Source organism: Tatumella terrea (assembly GCF_039523755.1).
Lineage (GTDB): Bacteria > Pseudomonadota > Gammaproteobacteria > Enterobacterales > Enterobacteriaceae > Tatumella > Tatumella terrea.
Map to the genome: position 1 here is coordinate 12,404 of NZ_BAAAFX010000017.1, position 15,057 is coordinate 27,460.

Below are 15,057 nucleotides of genomic sequence, written 5' to 3' on the forward strand. Positions count from 1 at the left end.
CTACGCAATGCGTATTATTTTGCTCGGTGCTCCGGGCGCAGGTAAAGGAACTCAGGCTCAGTTCATCATGGAGAAATACGGGATTCCGCAAATCTCTACCGGTGATATGTTACGCGCAGCGGTTAAAGCGGGCACTGAACTGGGTCAACAGGCCAAAGCCATTATGGATGCAGGCAAACTGGTGACAGATGAACTGGTTATTGCACTGGTTAAAGAGCGTATTGCGCAGGACGATTGCAAAGCAGGTTTCCTGCTGGATGGTTTCCCGCGGACAATCCCGCAGGCCGATGCGATGAAAGAAGCCGGCATTAATGTCGATTATGTGCTGGAATTCGCCGTCCCGGACGAAGTGATTGTCGACCGTATTATCGGCCGTCGTGTCCATGCGCCGTCAGGTCGTGTGTATCATGTCGACTATAATCCGCCGAAGCAGGAAGGGCTGGATGATGTGACCGGCGAACCGCTGACCACGCGTAAAGATGACCAGGAAGAAACCGTTCGTAAACGTCTGGTGGAATACCATCAGATGACGGCTCCGCTGATTGCTTATTACAGCAAAGACGCGGCTGCCGGACAGACCCGTTACCAGAAAATTGACGGTACCCGTCCGGTCAGCGAAGTCAGCCAGCAGCTGGCGACCATTCTGGGGTAATCCCCTGTAACGGACCGGATTTATCCGGTCCGTTCTGTTTCTGCCGCTGTTCCCTTCGCCAATATTCGCTACAATTAGCCTTCCCTGCAAAGCCTGTGAATAAGGAATAATTATGAGGCAAGATAAGCCAGGTGTTCTGCTGGTCAATCTGGGCACACCCGATGCCCCCACACCTGCGGCAGTAAAGCGTTATCTGAAGCAATTTCTGAGTGATAAGCGCGTCGTCGATGTGCCGCGTATTATCTGGTGGCCGGTATTGCGTGGCGCTATCCTGCCATTGCGTTCTCCGCGCGTAGCAAAGCTTTATGCATCGGTATGGATGGATGAGGGCTCGCCGCTGCTGGTCTACAGCAAGCGTCAGCGGGACGCGCTGGCGAAGCTCACCGATATGCCGGTCGCCTTAGGCATGTCTTACGGCAATCCGTCACTGCTGAGTGGTGTGGATGAACTGCTGGAGCAGGGGGTCACCCGCCTGATCGTTTTACCGTTATATCCCCAATTCTCATCATCGACAGTCTCGGCGGTCTGGGACGGACTCCATGACATTTTCCGGAGCCGGCGGACCTTACCGGATATTCAGCTGATCCGCGATTATGCCACCCATCCCGGTTATATCGCCGCATTGAAGGACTCGGTAGAGCGTTCATTTGCGCAGCATGGAAAGCCGGATGTGCTGTTACTGTCCTATCACGGGATCCCGCAACGTTTCGCCAATCAGGGCGATGATTATCCGATTCGTTGTGAACATACCACGGCATGCCTGCGTGAGGCCCTGGGGATGAACGAAGACGAATTAATCATGACTTTCCAGTCGCGGTTTGGTCGCGAACCCTGGCTGATGCCTTATACGGATGAAACCGTGAAGTCTCTGCCGGAAAAAGGCATTCGTCATATCCAGGTCATGAGTCCCGGTTTCTCTGCCGACTGTCTGGAAACACTGGAAGAGATCAACGAACAAAACCGTGAGTTCTTCCTGCATGCGGGGGGGGAGAAGTTCGAATATATCCCGGCATTGAACGATGATGAGTTACATATCCGCATGATGTTACAGCTGGTAAATTCTGAGCGATGAAACCCCGGTTAATCGTCGGGAATATGGTAAGATCCACGCTTTATTCCTGCGATTAACTTAATATTATGAAATTTCCTGGTCAGCGCAAATCCAAACATTACTTTCCGGTCAGTGCCCGTGACCCGTTACTGCAGGCTGACCCTGCAGAGTCTCTCACCACATCCCCGGTGGTCGGTATTGATCAGACGATGGTGGATATAGAAGCAAAAGTCGATGATGCTTTTATTGAACGTTATGGCCTCAGCCGCGGGCATTCACTGGTTATCGAAGATGATGTTGCAGAAGCACTGTATCAGGAATTAGTACAGAAGAAGCTTATCAGTGATCAGTTTGCCGGTGGCACTATCGGCAATACTCTGCATAACTACTCGGTGCTGGCAGATGACCGCTCGGTCCTGCTGGGGGTGATGTGCGGCAATATCACGGTCGGTGATTATGCGTATCGCTACCTCTGTAATACCTCGAGCAAAGTTGACCTGAACTGCCTGCAGGGCGTCAACGGTTCGATTGGCCGTTGTTACACTCTGATTGGTGACAATGGCGAACGTACCTTTGCCATAAGCCCGGGGGCCATGAATCAGCTGCATCCGGATAATATTCCGGAAGCCGTCATTGCTGAAGCCTCGGCTCTGGTGCTGACCTCTTACCTGGTGCGTGCGAAAGAGGGGGAACCCATGCCGCAGGCCACCATGAAAGCCATCGAATATGCTAAAAAACACCAGGTTCCGGTGGTTCTGACCCTGGGGACCCGTCATGTCATTGCCGAAAACCCGGCATTCTGGCGTGAGTTCCTGCAGCAGCATATTTCGATCGTCGCCATGAACGAAGACGAAGCCTGTGAGCTGACCGGGGAGTCGGACCCGTTGCTGGCCGCAGATATGGCCTTACAATGGGTCGACCTAGTGCTGTGCACCGCCGGGCCGGCGGGACTGTATATGGCGGGTTACAGTGACGAAGAGGTATTACGCCGCACGAATCTGCCATTATTACCCGGGGCCATCGCTGAATTTAACCAGTATGAATTCAGTCGTGCCATGCGCTATCAGGATTGTAACCGTCCGGTGAAAGTCTTCTCCCATATTGCCCCTTACATGGGCGGGCCGGAAAAAATCATGAATACTAATGGCGCGGGAGATGGTGCACTGGCCGCGGTATTACACGATATTTCCGCCAATAACTATCACCGGCAGAAGGTGCCGAACTCGGCCAAACACTCTCAGTCATTCCTGACCTACTCTTCGCTGGCTCAGGTCTGTAAGTATGCAAACCGTGTCAGTTACCAGGTACTGAACCAGCATTCACCGCGTCTGAGTCGCGGGCTGCCCGAACGTGAAGACAGCCTGGAAGAGGCCTACTGGGACAGGTAAAACAGACCGCGCCCGTGGCATTCTTCACGGGCGCGTGCTCCGGCCGCTATACCGCATACGGCGCTGAACTCTCCGCGGCCAGAATATTGGCCATACTCTCTGCGATTTCCCGTTCCCCCATAATAACGTTATCCGCCCCGTGTTCGGTGAGATAGGTGACTTCATCGTCATAATGAGCGCGGGCAATGATGGCGATATCCTGGCGACTCCCGCGGGCCGCTGCTGCCACCTCTCCGGACTCATAACCATTGGGGATGGTTAAAAACAGCCAGCGTGCGCAGTCCAGCCGGGCAATGTCCATGATATCGGTGCGCGCGGCGTTACCCGCGACAGCTGCAAACCCCTGTTCGCGGATAATCTCCACACGGGTACGGCTGGTTTCCACCACCACTACCGGGACCTGCCGCTGACGGAGTTTCTCACAAAGCAGGCTACCGACCCGTCCGTAACCGACCACAATGGCATGGTGACAGAGAGTCAGTGGCACGGGGAGTTCTTCCGGCTCGTCAGCGTCGCCGGCAGGCGTCGTTTCTCCGGAAGGCCCGGTCGTTGCCAGATAGCGTTCTGCCAGGCTGAACATCACCGGGTTCACCATAATCGAAAGAATGGCGGCGGCCAGTACCAGATTACGACCGTCATCGTTCAGTAATCCCAGTGAGACCCCCAGACCGGCCAGAATAAAGGCAAATTCACCAATCTGGGCAAGGCTGACGGAGATGGTTAAGGCGGTACGCCGTGTATGGCCAAGCCAGGTAACCAGCAACCAGGCCGCCAGCGATTTACCGACCAGAACAATGGCCAGTGCGCCGAGTACCGCCAGGGGGCGTTCAATCAGAATATGCGGGTCAAACAGCATACCGACGGAGACAAAAAACAGCACCGCAAAGGCATCGCGTAGCGGCAGCGTATCATGGGCTGCCCGGTGGCTGAGTTCAGATTCATTCAGCACCATCCCGGCAAAAAAAGCCCCCAGCGCGAATGACACATCAAAAAATTCCACGGCCCCAAATGCAATCCCGAGCGCCAGAGCCAGAACCGCCAGCGTGAATAACTCCCGCGACCCGGTGGCGGCACTTTTCGCCAGGATCCACGGGACGACCCGGCGGCCAAAAACCACCATAATCACCATAAAGGCGACCACTTTACCGATGGTGATCAGCAGGTCGCGGAACAGCAGCCCGATACTGGCATTGCCCTGTTCCATCATCCCGGCAATGGCGGGTAACAGAACCAGGGTCAGTACCATCACCAGGTCTTCGACAATCAGCCAGCCAATGGCGATACGCCCGCGCTGACTGTCAACCAGTTGCCGTTCTTCCAGGGCTCTGAGCAGGACGACCGTACTGGCGGTCGAGAGGCAAAGGCCGAACACCAGCCCGGTCATCATGCTCCATCCCAGGATAGCCGAGAGAGCGACCCCGAGTAATGTCGCCACAAAAATCTGTGCGATGGCCCCGGGGATAGCAATGGCTTTAACGGTCATCAGGTCTTTCAGGGAGAAATGCAGTCCGACACCGAACATCAGCAGAATAACGCCCAGTTCGGCCAGTTCCGGTGCCAGATTGGTATCCGCCACAAAGCCCGGGGTAAAAGGCCCGACCAGCACACCGGCAAGTAAATAGCCGACCAGCGGGGAGAATCGTAATTTATTCGCCAGCATACCCAGCAAAAAGGCCAGAACGAGGGCGCTGACGATAGTGGTGATCAGGGGGGTGGTATGATGCATTGTCTCTCCTTTAAAGCCGGGCGACCGTTTTCACTGCCAGGGGTGAGAGGAAAATTACGCAGTCCGCAGGACGGACAGTCGCGACAAAAACGTTAAAAATCCGTTACTCAGTCAGTAAAAAAGGCATAAGGGCAAAAATAACCTGAATTCTGTCTTTCAGCCTGAATTCACGGAGTAAACCCTTAAATAAAGAATAAGTAAAACAGCAGAATGACACAAACGGTGCCGCTGAAAGTTGAGAGACAGACACCATTTTTTTATTTTTCCTGACAAAACCCCGGATTTATCGACTCATTAATATCCCTGATATTCATAAATCCCCGCCGGCCGGACAGAATCCCGAGGGTTTATCGCGTCAGGCAGCGCCGCACTCCGGCACCCGCCAGCCCGGGCCGCCGGATAAAACCCGCATTCAGATGAGGCCTGACGAAGAAACACACCGACGCCTGACGAGCAGGCTCGCTCAGGCTTTACGACCAGGCTGCCGTGCCGGAAGATGACTGAGGGCGGATAAAACGTTTCTGCCGGTCAGTCGTGGACGGAGCCGAAGCATACAGGGGCCGGATGGGGGACCCGACGCCTGACGAGCCGGCTCGCTCAGGTTTTACGATCAGGTTGCCGTGCCGGAAGACTGCTGCGGGCGGATAAAACGTTTCTGCCGTGCAGTCCCGGATGGAGCCTGAGCATACAGAGACCGGACGGGGGATCCGACGTCTGACGAGCCGGCTCGCTCAGGCTTTACGACCGGGTTGCCGCGCCGGAAGATGACTGAGGGCGGATAAAAGTTTTTGCCGGTCAGTCGCGGACGGAGCCGAAGCATACAGGGGCCGGACGGCACTGAACGCTGAGTCTTTACGGAAGACGACCCGGGAGCCTTGTGACGCTGACATCATATAATGTCGCCGGTATCACTCAGCTGCCCGGCAGCCGGTTAGCGCGGTGCGGCTGTCGTCTTCCACAGCAGCAGGGCCATCAGTTTATCCCAGCCCAGGTTGAAGACATAAGTGTAGGGCAGGTAGAACAGAAGGAAACCGATATCCAGCAGCAGAGCCCCGGTCAGGCTGATAGTTAACATTGCCGCCGTCACAGGGACGGCAAACAGCACAAATCCCCCTTCAAACCCCACGGCATGTAACAGGCGGACACCCGCGGAGCGGGGAACGCCCGGCGGGCAGAAGTGATCAAAGCCCAGATTAAAGAACAGGTTCCAGACCATCGCCAGTAAAGAGAGGACCACCGCAGTGATACCCATCCCGGTGATCGGCTGCCCCGTGACCCAGGCAGCACCGGGAATAGTGATCAGTAAAGCAAAAAATTCATAGCCCAGTGTATGTAACAGGCGCTCGTAAGCAGAACGGGTACGCATGATCATGACTCCTTATTTTTCTGAACGCTATTTTCCCTGCAACAGGATGGCTGGTAAAATGAACAGGTATCGTAAAAACCGATAGGTGAGTTATGCGTTATTCCCCGGAGTCACTCGAAGCCTTTGTTCAGACCGATGCCTGCGGTTCATTTTCTGCCGCTGCCCGTTATCTGGGAAAAAGCCAGTCCACCATCAGTGCCGCAGTAGCCCGGCTGGAAGATGATATGGGGTTTCTGTTATTTGACCGGCGCGGAAGGCAGCCGGTACTGACGGAAGAGGGGCGTCGCGCGCTGGCCAGAGTCAAAGAGATCCTGGCCGCCAGCCGTCGTCTGGATGATTTAGCGATAGGTCTATCCCGCGGTACCGAGCCGAGGCTGACACTGGCAGTCTCCGATGTCTGGCCCGCCGAACATCATGAAATCCTGTTACACCGTTTTGCAGAACGGTATCAGGATATCGAATTCGAATGCATGGTCGCGGAAGATGATGACGTACTTGACCTTCTGCAAACCGGCCGGGCCCATCTGGGTGTCGTGCGTGAGCAACCTGCATTATCGCCGGACCTGGTCGCCCGCCGCCTGCAGGTGCTGGTCAGAATGGGGCTCTATATTCATCACCAGCATCCTCTGGCGGGTTACGAACAGGTGAGCGGGGCGCAGCTCCGGGAGGTCCGGCAATTGCGGCTGAATACCTGGATGCGGCCTCCCGACAATAAAAGTGAGGGGCATTCGTGGTCAGCCTCTTCCTATCTGTTACTACTGGATATGGCAGAACAGGGATTTGGCTGGACAACGTTACCTTGCTGGCTGGTCAGACAATTCGGTCGGGGGGTATTACACCCGCTGACGTTAGCCGGCGGGCAGCAACAAAGCAGAATGGATGTCATCTGGTCAACCCGCCATCCTCCGGGACCGGCGGGGTACTGGATGATTGACCAGCTTTGCCAGCAGAAGGATTAGTCGTGGCGGGCGATATCCGCAAAAGGGGCCGTCAGCAGAGCCGCCAGATCGGCCGGCGCCAGTGAAATATCCAGCCCGCGTTTTCCCCCGGAGATATACATTTCCGGCAGGGAGGCGGCGCTGGCATCAATCACGGTCGGCAGGCGTTTCTTTTGCCCTAACGGACTGATCCCGCCAACCAGATAGCCGGTCACCCGCTGAGCTAATTGCGGGTCGGCCATTTCAGCTTTTTTGGCCCCCAGGGCTTTAGCGACTTTTTTCAGATCAAGCTGTGTCGCCACCGGCGTGACTGCCACGGCCAGATGTTTACTGTCACCATTCAGGGCCACCAGCAAGGTTTTAAACACCTGAGCAGCGTCCAGCTGAAGTTTGCGTACCACTTCATCACCAAAATTTGTCTCATTGCTGTCATGATCATATTGATGGGTCAGGAAGTTAATCTTCTGCTTTTCCAGCAGATTAATGGCTGGCGTCATAAAGAGATCCTTTTAAACTAGCGAACATATATACTTTTCCGATCCTCTGACGCGCAGAGGGTCACCGGCCAAACATCGCAGGCAGATTATCGTCACCATAAAGATGGAGTGCCCCTACCGCCATCAGGTAGCGGCCGGGAGGCAGGCGGATCAGTTTCTGCTGCCATTCGGCATTACGTTTTTTGATCAGAACATCGTTCAGGGAATGACCAAATGAAGAAGGCAGCAGGCCATTGGTCAGCCCTCCGCGTGGCGGGCCTTCGATCCACCAGCTGATCATCGTTTGCAGTAACCGGGCATTGGTATGCCAGTGCTGCAGGGAGTCCGTCAGCAGATCGATGCCGTCTTCCGGTAAGCGGGTCAGCATCTCCAGCTGTGTTCCGGCCCCCTCCAGCTCAATCACGGGTTTATTCAGGGTTTTTGCGGCCTGCAGTAGCTGATAATCAATGCCATACTCCGGACGCAGCCCTAACCGCTGAGCCTGCCGGCTCTGTAAGATCAGCGCTATCTGCCAGGCCGGCAGAGTATCCAGCGTTGAGACTGGCAACTCACACTCCGCACACCGCTTTTCAAGTTCTGCGTTCAGCGTTGCACTAAATCGTTCCTGTAATGGCGGTCGTGCATCGGCTGGCGGTGGCAGAGAGGGCGATGACAGGATGTCGGCTTCAACAATCAGCGCGTCGGCGGCCCGTAACTGCTTTAGCAGAGGCTCAGACAGCGGGTACATATCCCGCGTACCCATATGGATACTGCCGGTCAGATGTATCCGGCAGTCATTCACCCGCAGATCAACCGCCGGCCAGGGATAACTGACCGGGTGGAGATAGCGCCATAGTTTTTCCAGTCGCTGCCAGAGGAGTGTCATTACCTGAGATACCGTCGTTCAGAGGATGCGTCTATGCTAGTCATTTCCGTGTTCCGGGGATAGCTTATTCTGTACCGGCAACCGATAGCGTAATAAACGGTTAGCATTGGTGACCACAGTAATGGATGACAGCGCCATCGCGGCACCGGCAATGACCGGGTTTAGCAAGGTGCCGGTCAGCGGATAAAGTACTCCGGCCGCCACCGGGATCCCGATGCAGTTGTAGACAAACGCGCCCAGCAGATTTTGTTTCATATTGCGCAGGGTCGCCCTGGCAATCAGCAGTCCGTCGGCAACGGCCTGAAGATCGTTGCGCATTAATGCCAGGGTAGCCGTTTCCACAGCCACATCGCTACCCCCACGGATAGCAATCCCGGTATCTGCCTGCGCCAGGGCAGGGGCATCGTTGATCCCGTCACCGACCATCGCCACGCGGTGCCCTTTTTTCTGTAACCCACGGATAGTCGAAGCCTTTTCATCAGGCAGTACCCCGGCAATCACCTGTGGGATCCCGGCGGCTTTGGCAATCACGCCGGCCGCTTCGGGCTGGTCGCCGGTCAGCATCACCACGTTATAGCCGAGTTGTTGTAACTGCCGTACCACCCGGGGCGTCTCCGGACGTAACGGGTCACTGACCGTGATCAGGGCGGCAGGCCGGTTGTCGATCGCCAGCAAGACCGGGGTTTCGCCACGTTCTGCCGCCTGGCGGATGGCATCCTCTGCAATACTCAGGTCCACCCCGGCTTCCGTCAGCAATGTCATATTACCCAGTAACAGCGACTGTGTGTTATGACGTGCGGATAACCCTTTGCCCGCGACCGTCTGCACATTCGCGATATCAGGTAATACCCTGCCGGCGGCCTGTGCCAGAATGGCTTTGGCCAGCGGGTGTGACGAGTGTTGCTCCATCGCGGCGGCCAGCGACAGAACGTCATCCTCACCGGCATCGTTAAACAGCGTGATACCGGTCACCGAAGGATGCCCGGTGGTCAGTGTCCCGGTTTTGTCGAACACTACCGTATCCGCGCTGCTCGCCTGTTGCAGCGCATCGGCATCTTTGACCAGTACACCGGCGACGGCGGCCCGGCCCACCCCGGCAATCACCGACATCGGGGTCGCCAGTCCCAGGGCACAAGGGCAGGCAATGATCAATACGGTGGTGATCACGACCATGCTGTAGGCAAGCTGCGGGGCCGGTCCGGCCAGATACCAGATAACCCCGCTGAGCAGCGCAATGGCAATCACTGCCGGTACAAAGACAGCAGAAATACGATCCGCCAGCTGGCCGATGCGGGGTTTACTGCTTTGGGCATTTCTGACCAGCGAGATGATCCTGGCCAGGGCCGTATTTTTCCCGGTGGCCGTTGCCCGGAAGATCAGTGAACCGTCACTGACCAGAGTCCCGGCATGCAGGAGATCACCGGCCTGTTTTTTCTGTGGCCAGGCTTCGCCGGTCAGCATCGATTCGTCGACACGGCCTTCCCCGTCACTGATCACGCCATCCACCGGGATCCGATCCCCGGTCCGCAGGCGGATCCGCATACCGGTTTCGATGGCACTGACCGGCACACGCCTTTCCTCTTTACCGTTGACGACCGTAGCTTCTGCCGGGGCGAGGGCGATTAATTTTTCCAGTGCCTGTGAGGAATGCTGTCGTGCGCGCTGTTCCAGCGCATGGCCGAGGTTAATCAGCCCGATTATCATGGTACAGGCTTCAAAGTAGAGATGGCGTGCGGCCTCCGGAAAGTGGCCCGGGAATAACACCACCGCGGCAGAATACAGCCAGGCGACAGCCGTGCCCAGCGCGACCAGCGTATCCATGGTCGCTGTCCGGTTACGCAGACTTTTCCACGCACTGCGATAGAAATGGGCACCGGAAAGGATCATGACCAGCAGAGTGATCACCCCGATGCTGAGCCACAGATTATGATTCTCCGCGCTCAGCATCATATGCTGGCCGGTCATCCCCCAAATCATCACCGGGATACCGGTCAGCAGAGCCAGCGCTGCCTGCCAGCTAAAACGGATAAAACGTTGCCGTGACGTTTTCTTCTGTGTTTCACGGCGTTCGTTATCATCGCTGATCAGCAGTGCGTGGTACCCGGCGGCGCTGACCGCGGCCAGCAGGGCGTCAGGCTGAGGTTGTCCCGAAACCAACGCACTGCGATCGGCCAGGTTGACCCGCGCCTGACGGACACCGGAGACCTGACTGAGTGCTTTTTCAACCCGGCTGACACAGCTCGCGCAGCTCATACCTTCAATCAGCAGCTGGACGGCCTGATCGTCCTCATTCAGCGGGGAGGCCGGAACGGTGTCCGCTGGCAGCCCGTCCGGCACGGGATCTGTTGCTGTCAGCGGTTCAGACTTTGGGTGGCTTTCACCGGTCTGCTGGCTGGCATGGTAACCGGCCTTTTCGATGTCGGCGATCAGGTCTGCTGCCCGTGCGGTGCCTGTGACCTGAGCCTGTTCCAGGGTGACCTCTGCAGCCGTCACATCACTGCGCTGTTCCAGCACTTCTTTGACCCGCCGGATACAGTGACCGCAGGAAAGACCATCCAGTTTCAGTTGTGTAGTATCAGACATAGTTTTTTCCTTCTATTACAGAACGTGGAGCGTCACGATATTAAAAGTCTAAACCTTCCGGTAAGGTAAAGGTCAACAGAAAAAGCCGTCCCGGCCCCGGCAACCACGGAGAAGCCCGATGAACATCAGTGATATTGCACGTAAAACCGGTTTATCCGGTAAAGCGATACGGTTTTATGAAGAGAAGGGCATAATTACCCCGCCGGAACGGTCGGCCAATGGCTACCGGCATTATGTCGGGCACCATATTGAAGAACTGACACTGTTGCGTCAGGCACGGCAGGTCGGGTTCAGTCTGGAGGAGTGTCGTGAGCTGGTGGGCATGTTTAACGACCCGCAGCGTCACAGTGCGGATATCAAGGCCAGAACGCTCAGGAAGGTACAGGAACTGGACAGGCAGATGGCGGAGTTGCAACAGATGCGACAGCGATTATTAACGCTTGCAGAAAGCTGCCCCGGAGATGACGGGGCAGCCTGTCCGATTATCGATTCTCTGGCCGGGTGCTGTCATCAGACCGCGAACCCGAAATCCGTCGATCAGTAAAGCAGGGAATAGAGCTGACGGCGGAATTTACCGGCTAACGCATCACCGGTACCCAGTGCGGCCAGGATCTCCTGAAAGGTTTTACGCAGTTCACCGCCACCGGCGGCGAGATCGCTTTTCAGAAAGCTGAACAACAGCTCCAGTGCTTCTTCGTTACGACCGACCTGATGGAACTGTACGGCCAGTTTTGCGGCAAGCGCCGCGTTGGCCGGGTCGGCTGCCAGCTCGTTCTGTAACTGCTGAATTTCCGGGGTATCGGCGGCCTGGCGCAGCAGATCGATCTGTGCAATCAGCCCCTGGTAACGGCTATCCTGATCCTGCAACGGAACATGCTTCAGCACTTCTTCCGCTTCGTCGCTGCGGTTCAGGGTGATCAGCGTTTCTGCCAGCAGGAAGCCGGTCTCACTGGATTGCTGGCTGAGCTGCCATGCCTCTTTCAGTAACGGCAGTGCCTCAAGGGGTTTCTCTTCGGCCAGTAAGGCGGTGGCCTGCTGAAGCTTAATTTCATCTTCACGCGGCAATACTTTCTGTAGCAGTGCGCGGATGGCTTCTTCCGGTTGCGGGCCCTGGAAACCATCGACCGGCTGACCGTCCTTAAACAGATAGACGGTAGGGATGGCCCTCAGACCAAACTGTGAAGCGACCATCTGCTGTTCATCACAATCCAGTTTTGCCAGCACAAACTGTCCCTGATATTCACCGGCCAGTTTTTCCAGCACCGGGGTCAGTTCCTGACAATGCTGGCTGCGGGCAGACCAGAAATAAAACAGCACCGGTACCTGCATGGACTGCTCAAGCACCTGCTGCAGATTGGATTCATTAACGTCAGTGATCGGGGCTTGCTGTAACATAAGCTGTATTCCTTGGTCTGAAAATAGTTACCGTTATCCGCAGGATATGGGGGATCTTTTCCCGGACTTCAACCGGTTATTTCTCTCTGGCGGAATGATTGCTTAAAATCCGATCCAGAATTCTCCCGGGTAACAGACGGCGTGCGACAGACATTACATGGGCGACCACGGTCACCGGATAACGTTGTTTCGGGAAACGGCTCTCCAGCGCATGCCGCAATTTCGGCAGGACAGCTTCCGGCGGCAGGGTAAAGCGGGCGGCAATGCCGGGATTGGTGACCGGTTGATCGGCGACACCCTGCACGACATTATCACTGAACCCCGTGGAGATGGGGCCGGGTTCGATCAGACTGACATGAATACCTTCCGGTTTCAGCTCCATGCGCAGTGCATCTGACCAGGCCTCCAGAGCATATTTACTGGCGGCATAGGCTCCCCGGCCGGGGGTGGAGATTAACCCCATCACCGAACTGGTGTTGATGATACGGGCATTCCCGGCCGCTCTCAGCGCGGGCAACAGCAGCATCGTCAGCTGGTGTACCGCAAAGAAATTGGCGGAAAACTGTTTTTCCATCTGCTCACGGGACAGGGCGGGTAAGGCACCATACACGCCAAAGCCGGCATTATTGAACAGCCCGTGCAGCCGGCCATCACACAGCGTAATCACCTCGTGTGCTGCGTTGCTGACGCTCTCTGCATCGTCCAGATCCAGCAGAATACCGCAATATCCCAGTTGCTCCATACGGCGCACATCGTCCGGTTTTCTGCAGGCGGCAATCACACGATAGCCACGGTTCAGTAAATCGCTGGCGGCAACGGCACCGATGCCGCTTGAGCAGCCGGTAATCAGAATATTTTTTTGCATAACATCACATCAGAAGAGGAATGGATGCGCCTCAGCCTCAGGCGCCCGGTCCGGTAAAGTATTACACACAAAACCGGCAGAGTACCAATCGCGGAGCAGGCAGGGCAAGGGAAGATGACCGCAGCGCCCGGAGGCTGCTGCGGTAAAGTGTTCAGAGTTTTTCGCAAGCCCAGTGGATGGCAGCGGCGTATTCCGCCGGGAGCTGGCAGACCAGTGCCTGTAATTCCTGTTGCAAGCGGTCGGGATGAGTGTCGGTCAGGTTCAGGTGGCCCAGCTTACGGCCCGGACGAACCTCTTTGTCGTACCAGTGCAGATGGACCAGAGGATGTGACAGCCACCGGGTATCCAGTTCGCAACCTATCAGGTTAACCATCACCGACGGCGCGAAGACCACCGGTTCGGGCAGGGGCAGACCGGTGATTGCCCGCAGATGTAACGCAAACTGGCTGATCGAAGCACCGTTCTGTGTCCAGTGACCGCTGTTATGAACCCGCGGGGCCAGTTCGTTAATTAACAGGCCTTCAGGAGTAATAAAACATTCCATCGCCATCACACCGACATAGTCCAGTTCCTGCATAATCGCTGTCAGCATCGACTCGGCCTGGCGCTGCTGTGCGGCATCCGGCTCAGGCAGGGCAACACTACACATCAGAATACCGTTATGGTGCAGGTTATGGGTCAGGGGATAAAAGACCAGCGTGCCGTCATGACCACGGGCACCGACCAGGGAAACCTCACCGGAAAAATCTATGCCCTGTTCCACGATACATTCGCCATAGCACTCTTCCGGCAGCGTCTGACAATCGCTCTCCCGCAGTCGCCACTGGCCGCGGCCATCATAGCCCCCGGTCCGGCGTTTCACGATGGCCAGGTCACCCAGGCGCTGAAAAACCTCCGGCCACTGTGCTGCATCGCTCAGCAGTTGCCACGGGGCCGTCGCCAGGCCTAACTGATCGAGCAGTTGCTTCTGGGTCAGACGGTCGGCCAGTCGCGGAAAAATATCCCGGTTAACAAACGCCGGATGACTGGCCAGGGCCTGTGTCAGCGGGGTTTCCGGCCAGCGTTCGATTTCGGCGGTGATCACGCTCTCGCGGATAGGCAGGCTTTCCGGTTCTGCATCAATACCGACAGGGTAGACAGCAATTCCCAGCGGCTCCCCGGCCTGGCGTAGCATCCGTCCCAGTTGTCCGTTACCTAATACGCAAACCGGTTTCATGCGTCTTCCTCCCGTGGGTCCGGATGGTTCAGCACCGCTTCACTTTGCTGCGTCCGCCAGTCGGACAGACGCTGCGTCAGTCCGGCATCGTTAACGGCCAGAATTTGCGCGGCCAGCAGAGCGGCGTTGGCGGCACCGGCTTTACCGATCGCCAGCGTCCCGACCGGGATCCCGCGCGGCATCTGCACGATAGAATACAGGCTATCGACACCGCTGAGCGCTGCGCTCTGTACCGGGACCCCCAGTACCGGCACCAGAGTTTTGGCCGCCAGCATACCTGGCAGGTGTGCTGCACCGCCGGCACCGGCAATAATCACATGAAAGCCCTGCTGCTGTGCATTCTCAGCAAAGCTGAACAATTTATCCGGGGTGCGGTGTGCAGACACCACTTCCACGTGGTGCGCAAGATCCAGTTCGTTAAGAATTTCTGCAGCATACTGCATCGTAGCCCAGTCACTTTTAGAACCCATAATGATAGCGATACGGGCCGGGGCAGTATTCGACGACATGCGGTC

Annotated in this window: 14 protein-coding genes; 5 read left to right on the forward strand and 9 right to left on the reverse strand. The window is 56.5% G+C overall.

The window, feature by feature from the left end; translation table 11 throughout:
- Positions 1–7: 7 nt before the first annotated feature.
- The 3 genes from adk (at position 8) to ABD035_RS12030 (ending at position 3,091) form a co-directional block, all read left to right on the forward strand.
- Entirely contained in the window at positions 8–652 is a 645-nt protein-coding gene (adk, locus tag ABD035_RS12020) for an adenylate kinase (RefSeq protein ID WP_212714319.1), read from the forward strand.
- Between the two features lie 112 nt (positions 653–764).
- Complete coding sequence (gene hemH / locus ABD035_RS12025; protein ID WP_343870453.1) at positions 765–1,724, forward strand: ferrochelatase; 960 nt, start codon at positions 765–767, stop codon at positions 1,722–1,724.
- 65 nt (positions 1,725–1,789) lie between these two features.
- Positions 1,790–3,091 carry an inosine/guanosine kinase gene (locus ABD035_RS12030; protein WP_343870455.1) on the forward strand — a complete coding sequence of 434 codons (1,302 nt, stop codon included), beginning with the start codon at positions 1,790–1,792 and terminating at the stop codon, positions 3,089–3,091.
- 46 nt (positions 3,092–3,137) lie between these two features.
- On the opposite strand, the gene ybaL is transcribed toward ABD035_RS12030, so the two are convergent.
- Together ybaL and ABD035_RS12040 are read right to left on the reverse strand one after the other, a co-directional pair.
- Complete coding sequence (gene ybaL / locus ABD035_RS12035) at positions 3,138–4,817, reverse strand: YbaL family putative K(+) efflux transporter (RefSeq protein ID WP_343870457.1); 1,680 nt, start codon at positions 4,815–4,817, stop codon at positions 3,138–3,140.
- Positions 4,818–5,748: 931 nt separating this feature from the next.
- The gene (locus ABD035_RS12040; protein ID WP_343870461.1) at positions 5,749–6,183 is read right to left on the reverse strand and encodes a PACE efflux transporter; all 435 of its coding nucleotides are present in this window, start codon (positions 6,181–6,183) and stop codon (positions 5,749–5,751) included.
- Between the two features lie 92 nt (positions 6,184–6,275).
- Here ABD035_RS12040 and ABD035_RS12045 point away from each other — a divergent pair, with 92 nt between their 5' ends.
- Positions 6,276–7,142 carry a LysR family transcriptional regulator gene (locus ABD035_RS12045; RefSeq protein ID WP_343870463.1) on the forward strand — a complete coding sequence of 289 codons (867 nt, stop codon included), beginning with the start codon at positions 6,276–6,278 and terminating at the stop codon, positions 7,140–7,142.
- Here ABD035_RS12045 and ybaK read toward each other — a convergent pair.
- The 3 genes from ybaK to ABD035_RS12060 form a co-directional block, all read right to left on the reverse strand.
- A complete protein-coding gene (gene ybaK / locus ABD035_RS12050) occupies positions 7,139–7,618 on the reverse strand; it encodes a Cys-tRNA(Pro)/Cys-tRNA(Cys) deacylase YbaK (RefSeq protein ID WP_343870465.1) in 480 nt (159 codons plus the stop codon). The two genes, ABD035_RS12045 and ybaK, sit on opposite strands and share 4 nt — an antisense overlap.
- Before the next feature lie 61 nt (positions 7,619–7,679).
- The gene (locus ABD035_RS12055) at positions 7,680–8,483 is read right to left on the reverse strand and encodes a TraB/GumN family protein (protein ID WP_343870467.1); all 804 of its coding nucleotides are present in this window, start codon (positions 8,481–8,483) and stop codon (positions 7,680–7,682) included.
- A gap of 36 nt (positions 8,484–8,519) precedes the next feature.
- The gene (locus ABD035_RS12060; protein ID WP_343870469.1) at positions 8,520–11,066 is read right to left on the reverse strand and encodes a copper-translocating P-type ATPase; all 2,547 of its coding nucleotides are present in this window, start codon (positions 11,064–11,066) and stop codon (positions 8,520–8,522) included.
- 118 nt (positions 11,067–11,184) lie between these two features.
- Here ABD035_RS12060 and cueR point away from each other — a divergent pair, with 118 nt between their 5' ends.
- Positions 11,185–11,610, forward strand: coding sequence for a Cu(I)-responsive transcriptional regulator (cueR, locus tag ABD035_RS12065; protein WP_212714327.1), 426 nt, complete (start codon positions 11,185–11,187; stop codon positions 11,608–11,610).
- On the opposite strand, the gene ABD035_RS12070 is transcribed toward cueR, so the two are convergent.
- From ABD035_RS12070 to purE, 4 genes are all read right to left on the reverse strand, one after another.
- Positions 11,604–12,461, reverse strand: coding sequence for a co-chaperone YbbN (locus ABD035_RS12070; protein WP_212714328.1), 858 nt, complete (start codon positions 12,459–12,461; stop codon positions 11,604–11,606). The genes cueR and ABD035_RS12070 overlap by 7 nt on opposite strands.
- 76 nt (positions 12,462–12,537) lie before the next feature.
- Entirely contained in the window at positions 12,538–13,326 is a 789-nt protein-coding gene (locus ABD035_RS12075; protein ID WP_343870472.1) for an SDR family oxidoreductase, read from the reverse strand.
- Between the two features lie 151 nt (positions 13,327–13,477).
- Positions 13,478–14,542 (reverse strand): 5-(carboxyamino)imidazole ribonucleotide synthase, encoded by a 1,065-nt coding sequence (purK, locus tag ABD035_RS12080; protein ID WP_343870474.1) that lies wholly within the window; start codon positions 14,540–14,542, stop codon positions 13,478–13,480.
- Positions 14,539–15,051: a 5-(carboxyamino)imidazole ribonucleotide mutase gene (purE, locus tag ABD035_RS12085; RefSeq protein ID WP_343870476.1), complete on the reverse strand. Its 513-nt coding sequence runs from the start codon at positions 15,049–15,051 to the stop codon at positions 14,539–14,541. The genes purK and purE overlap by 4 nt, the downstream gene beginning before the upstream one ends.
- Positions 15,052–15,057 lie beyond the last annotated feature (6 nt).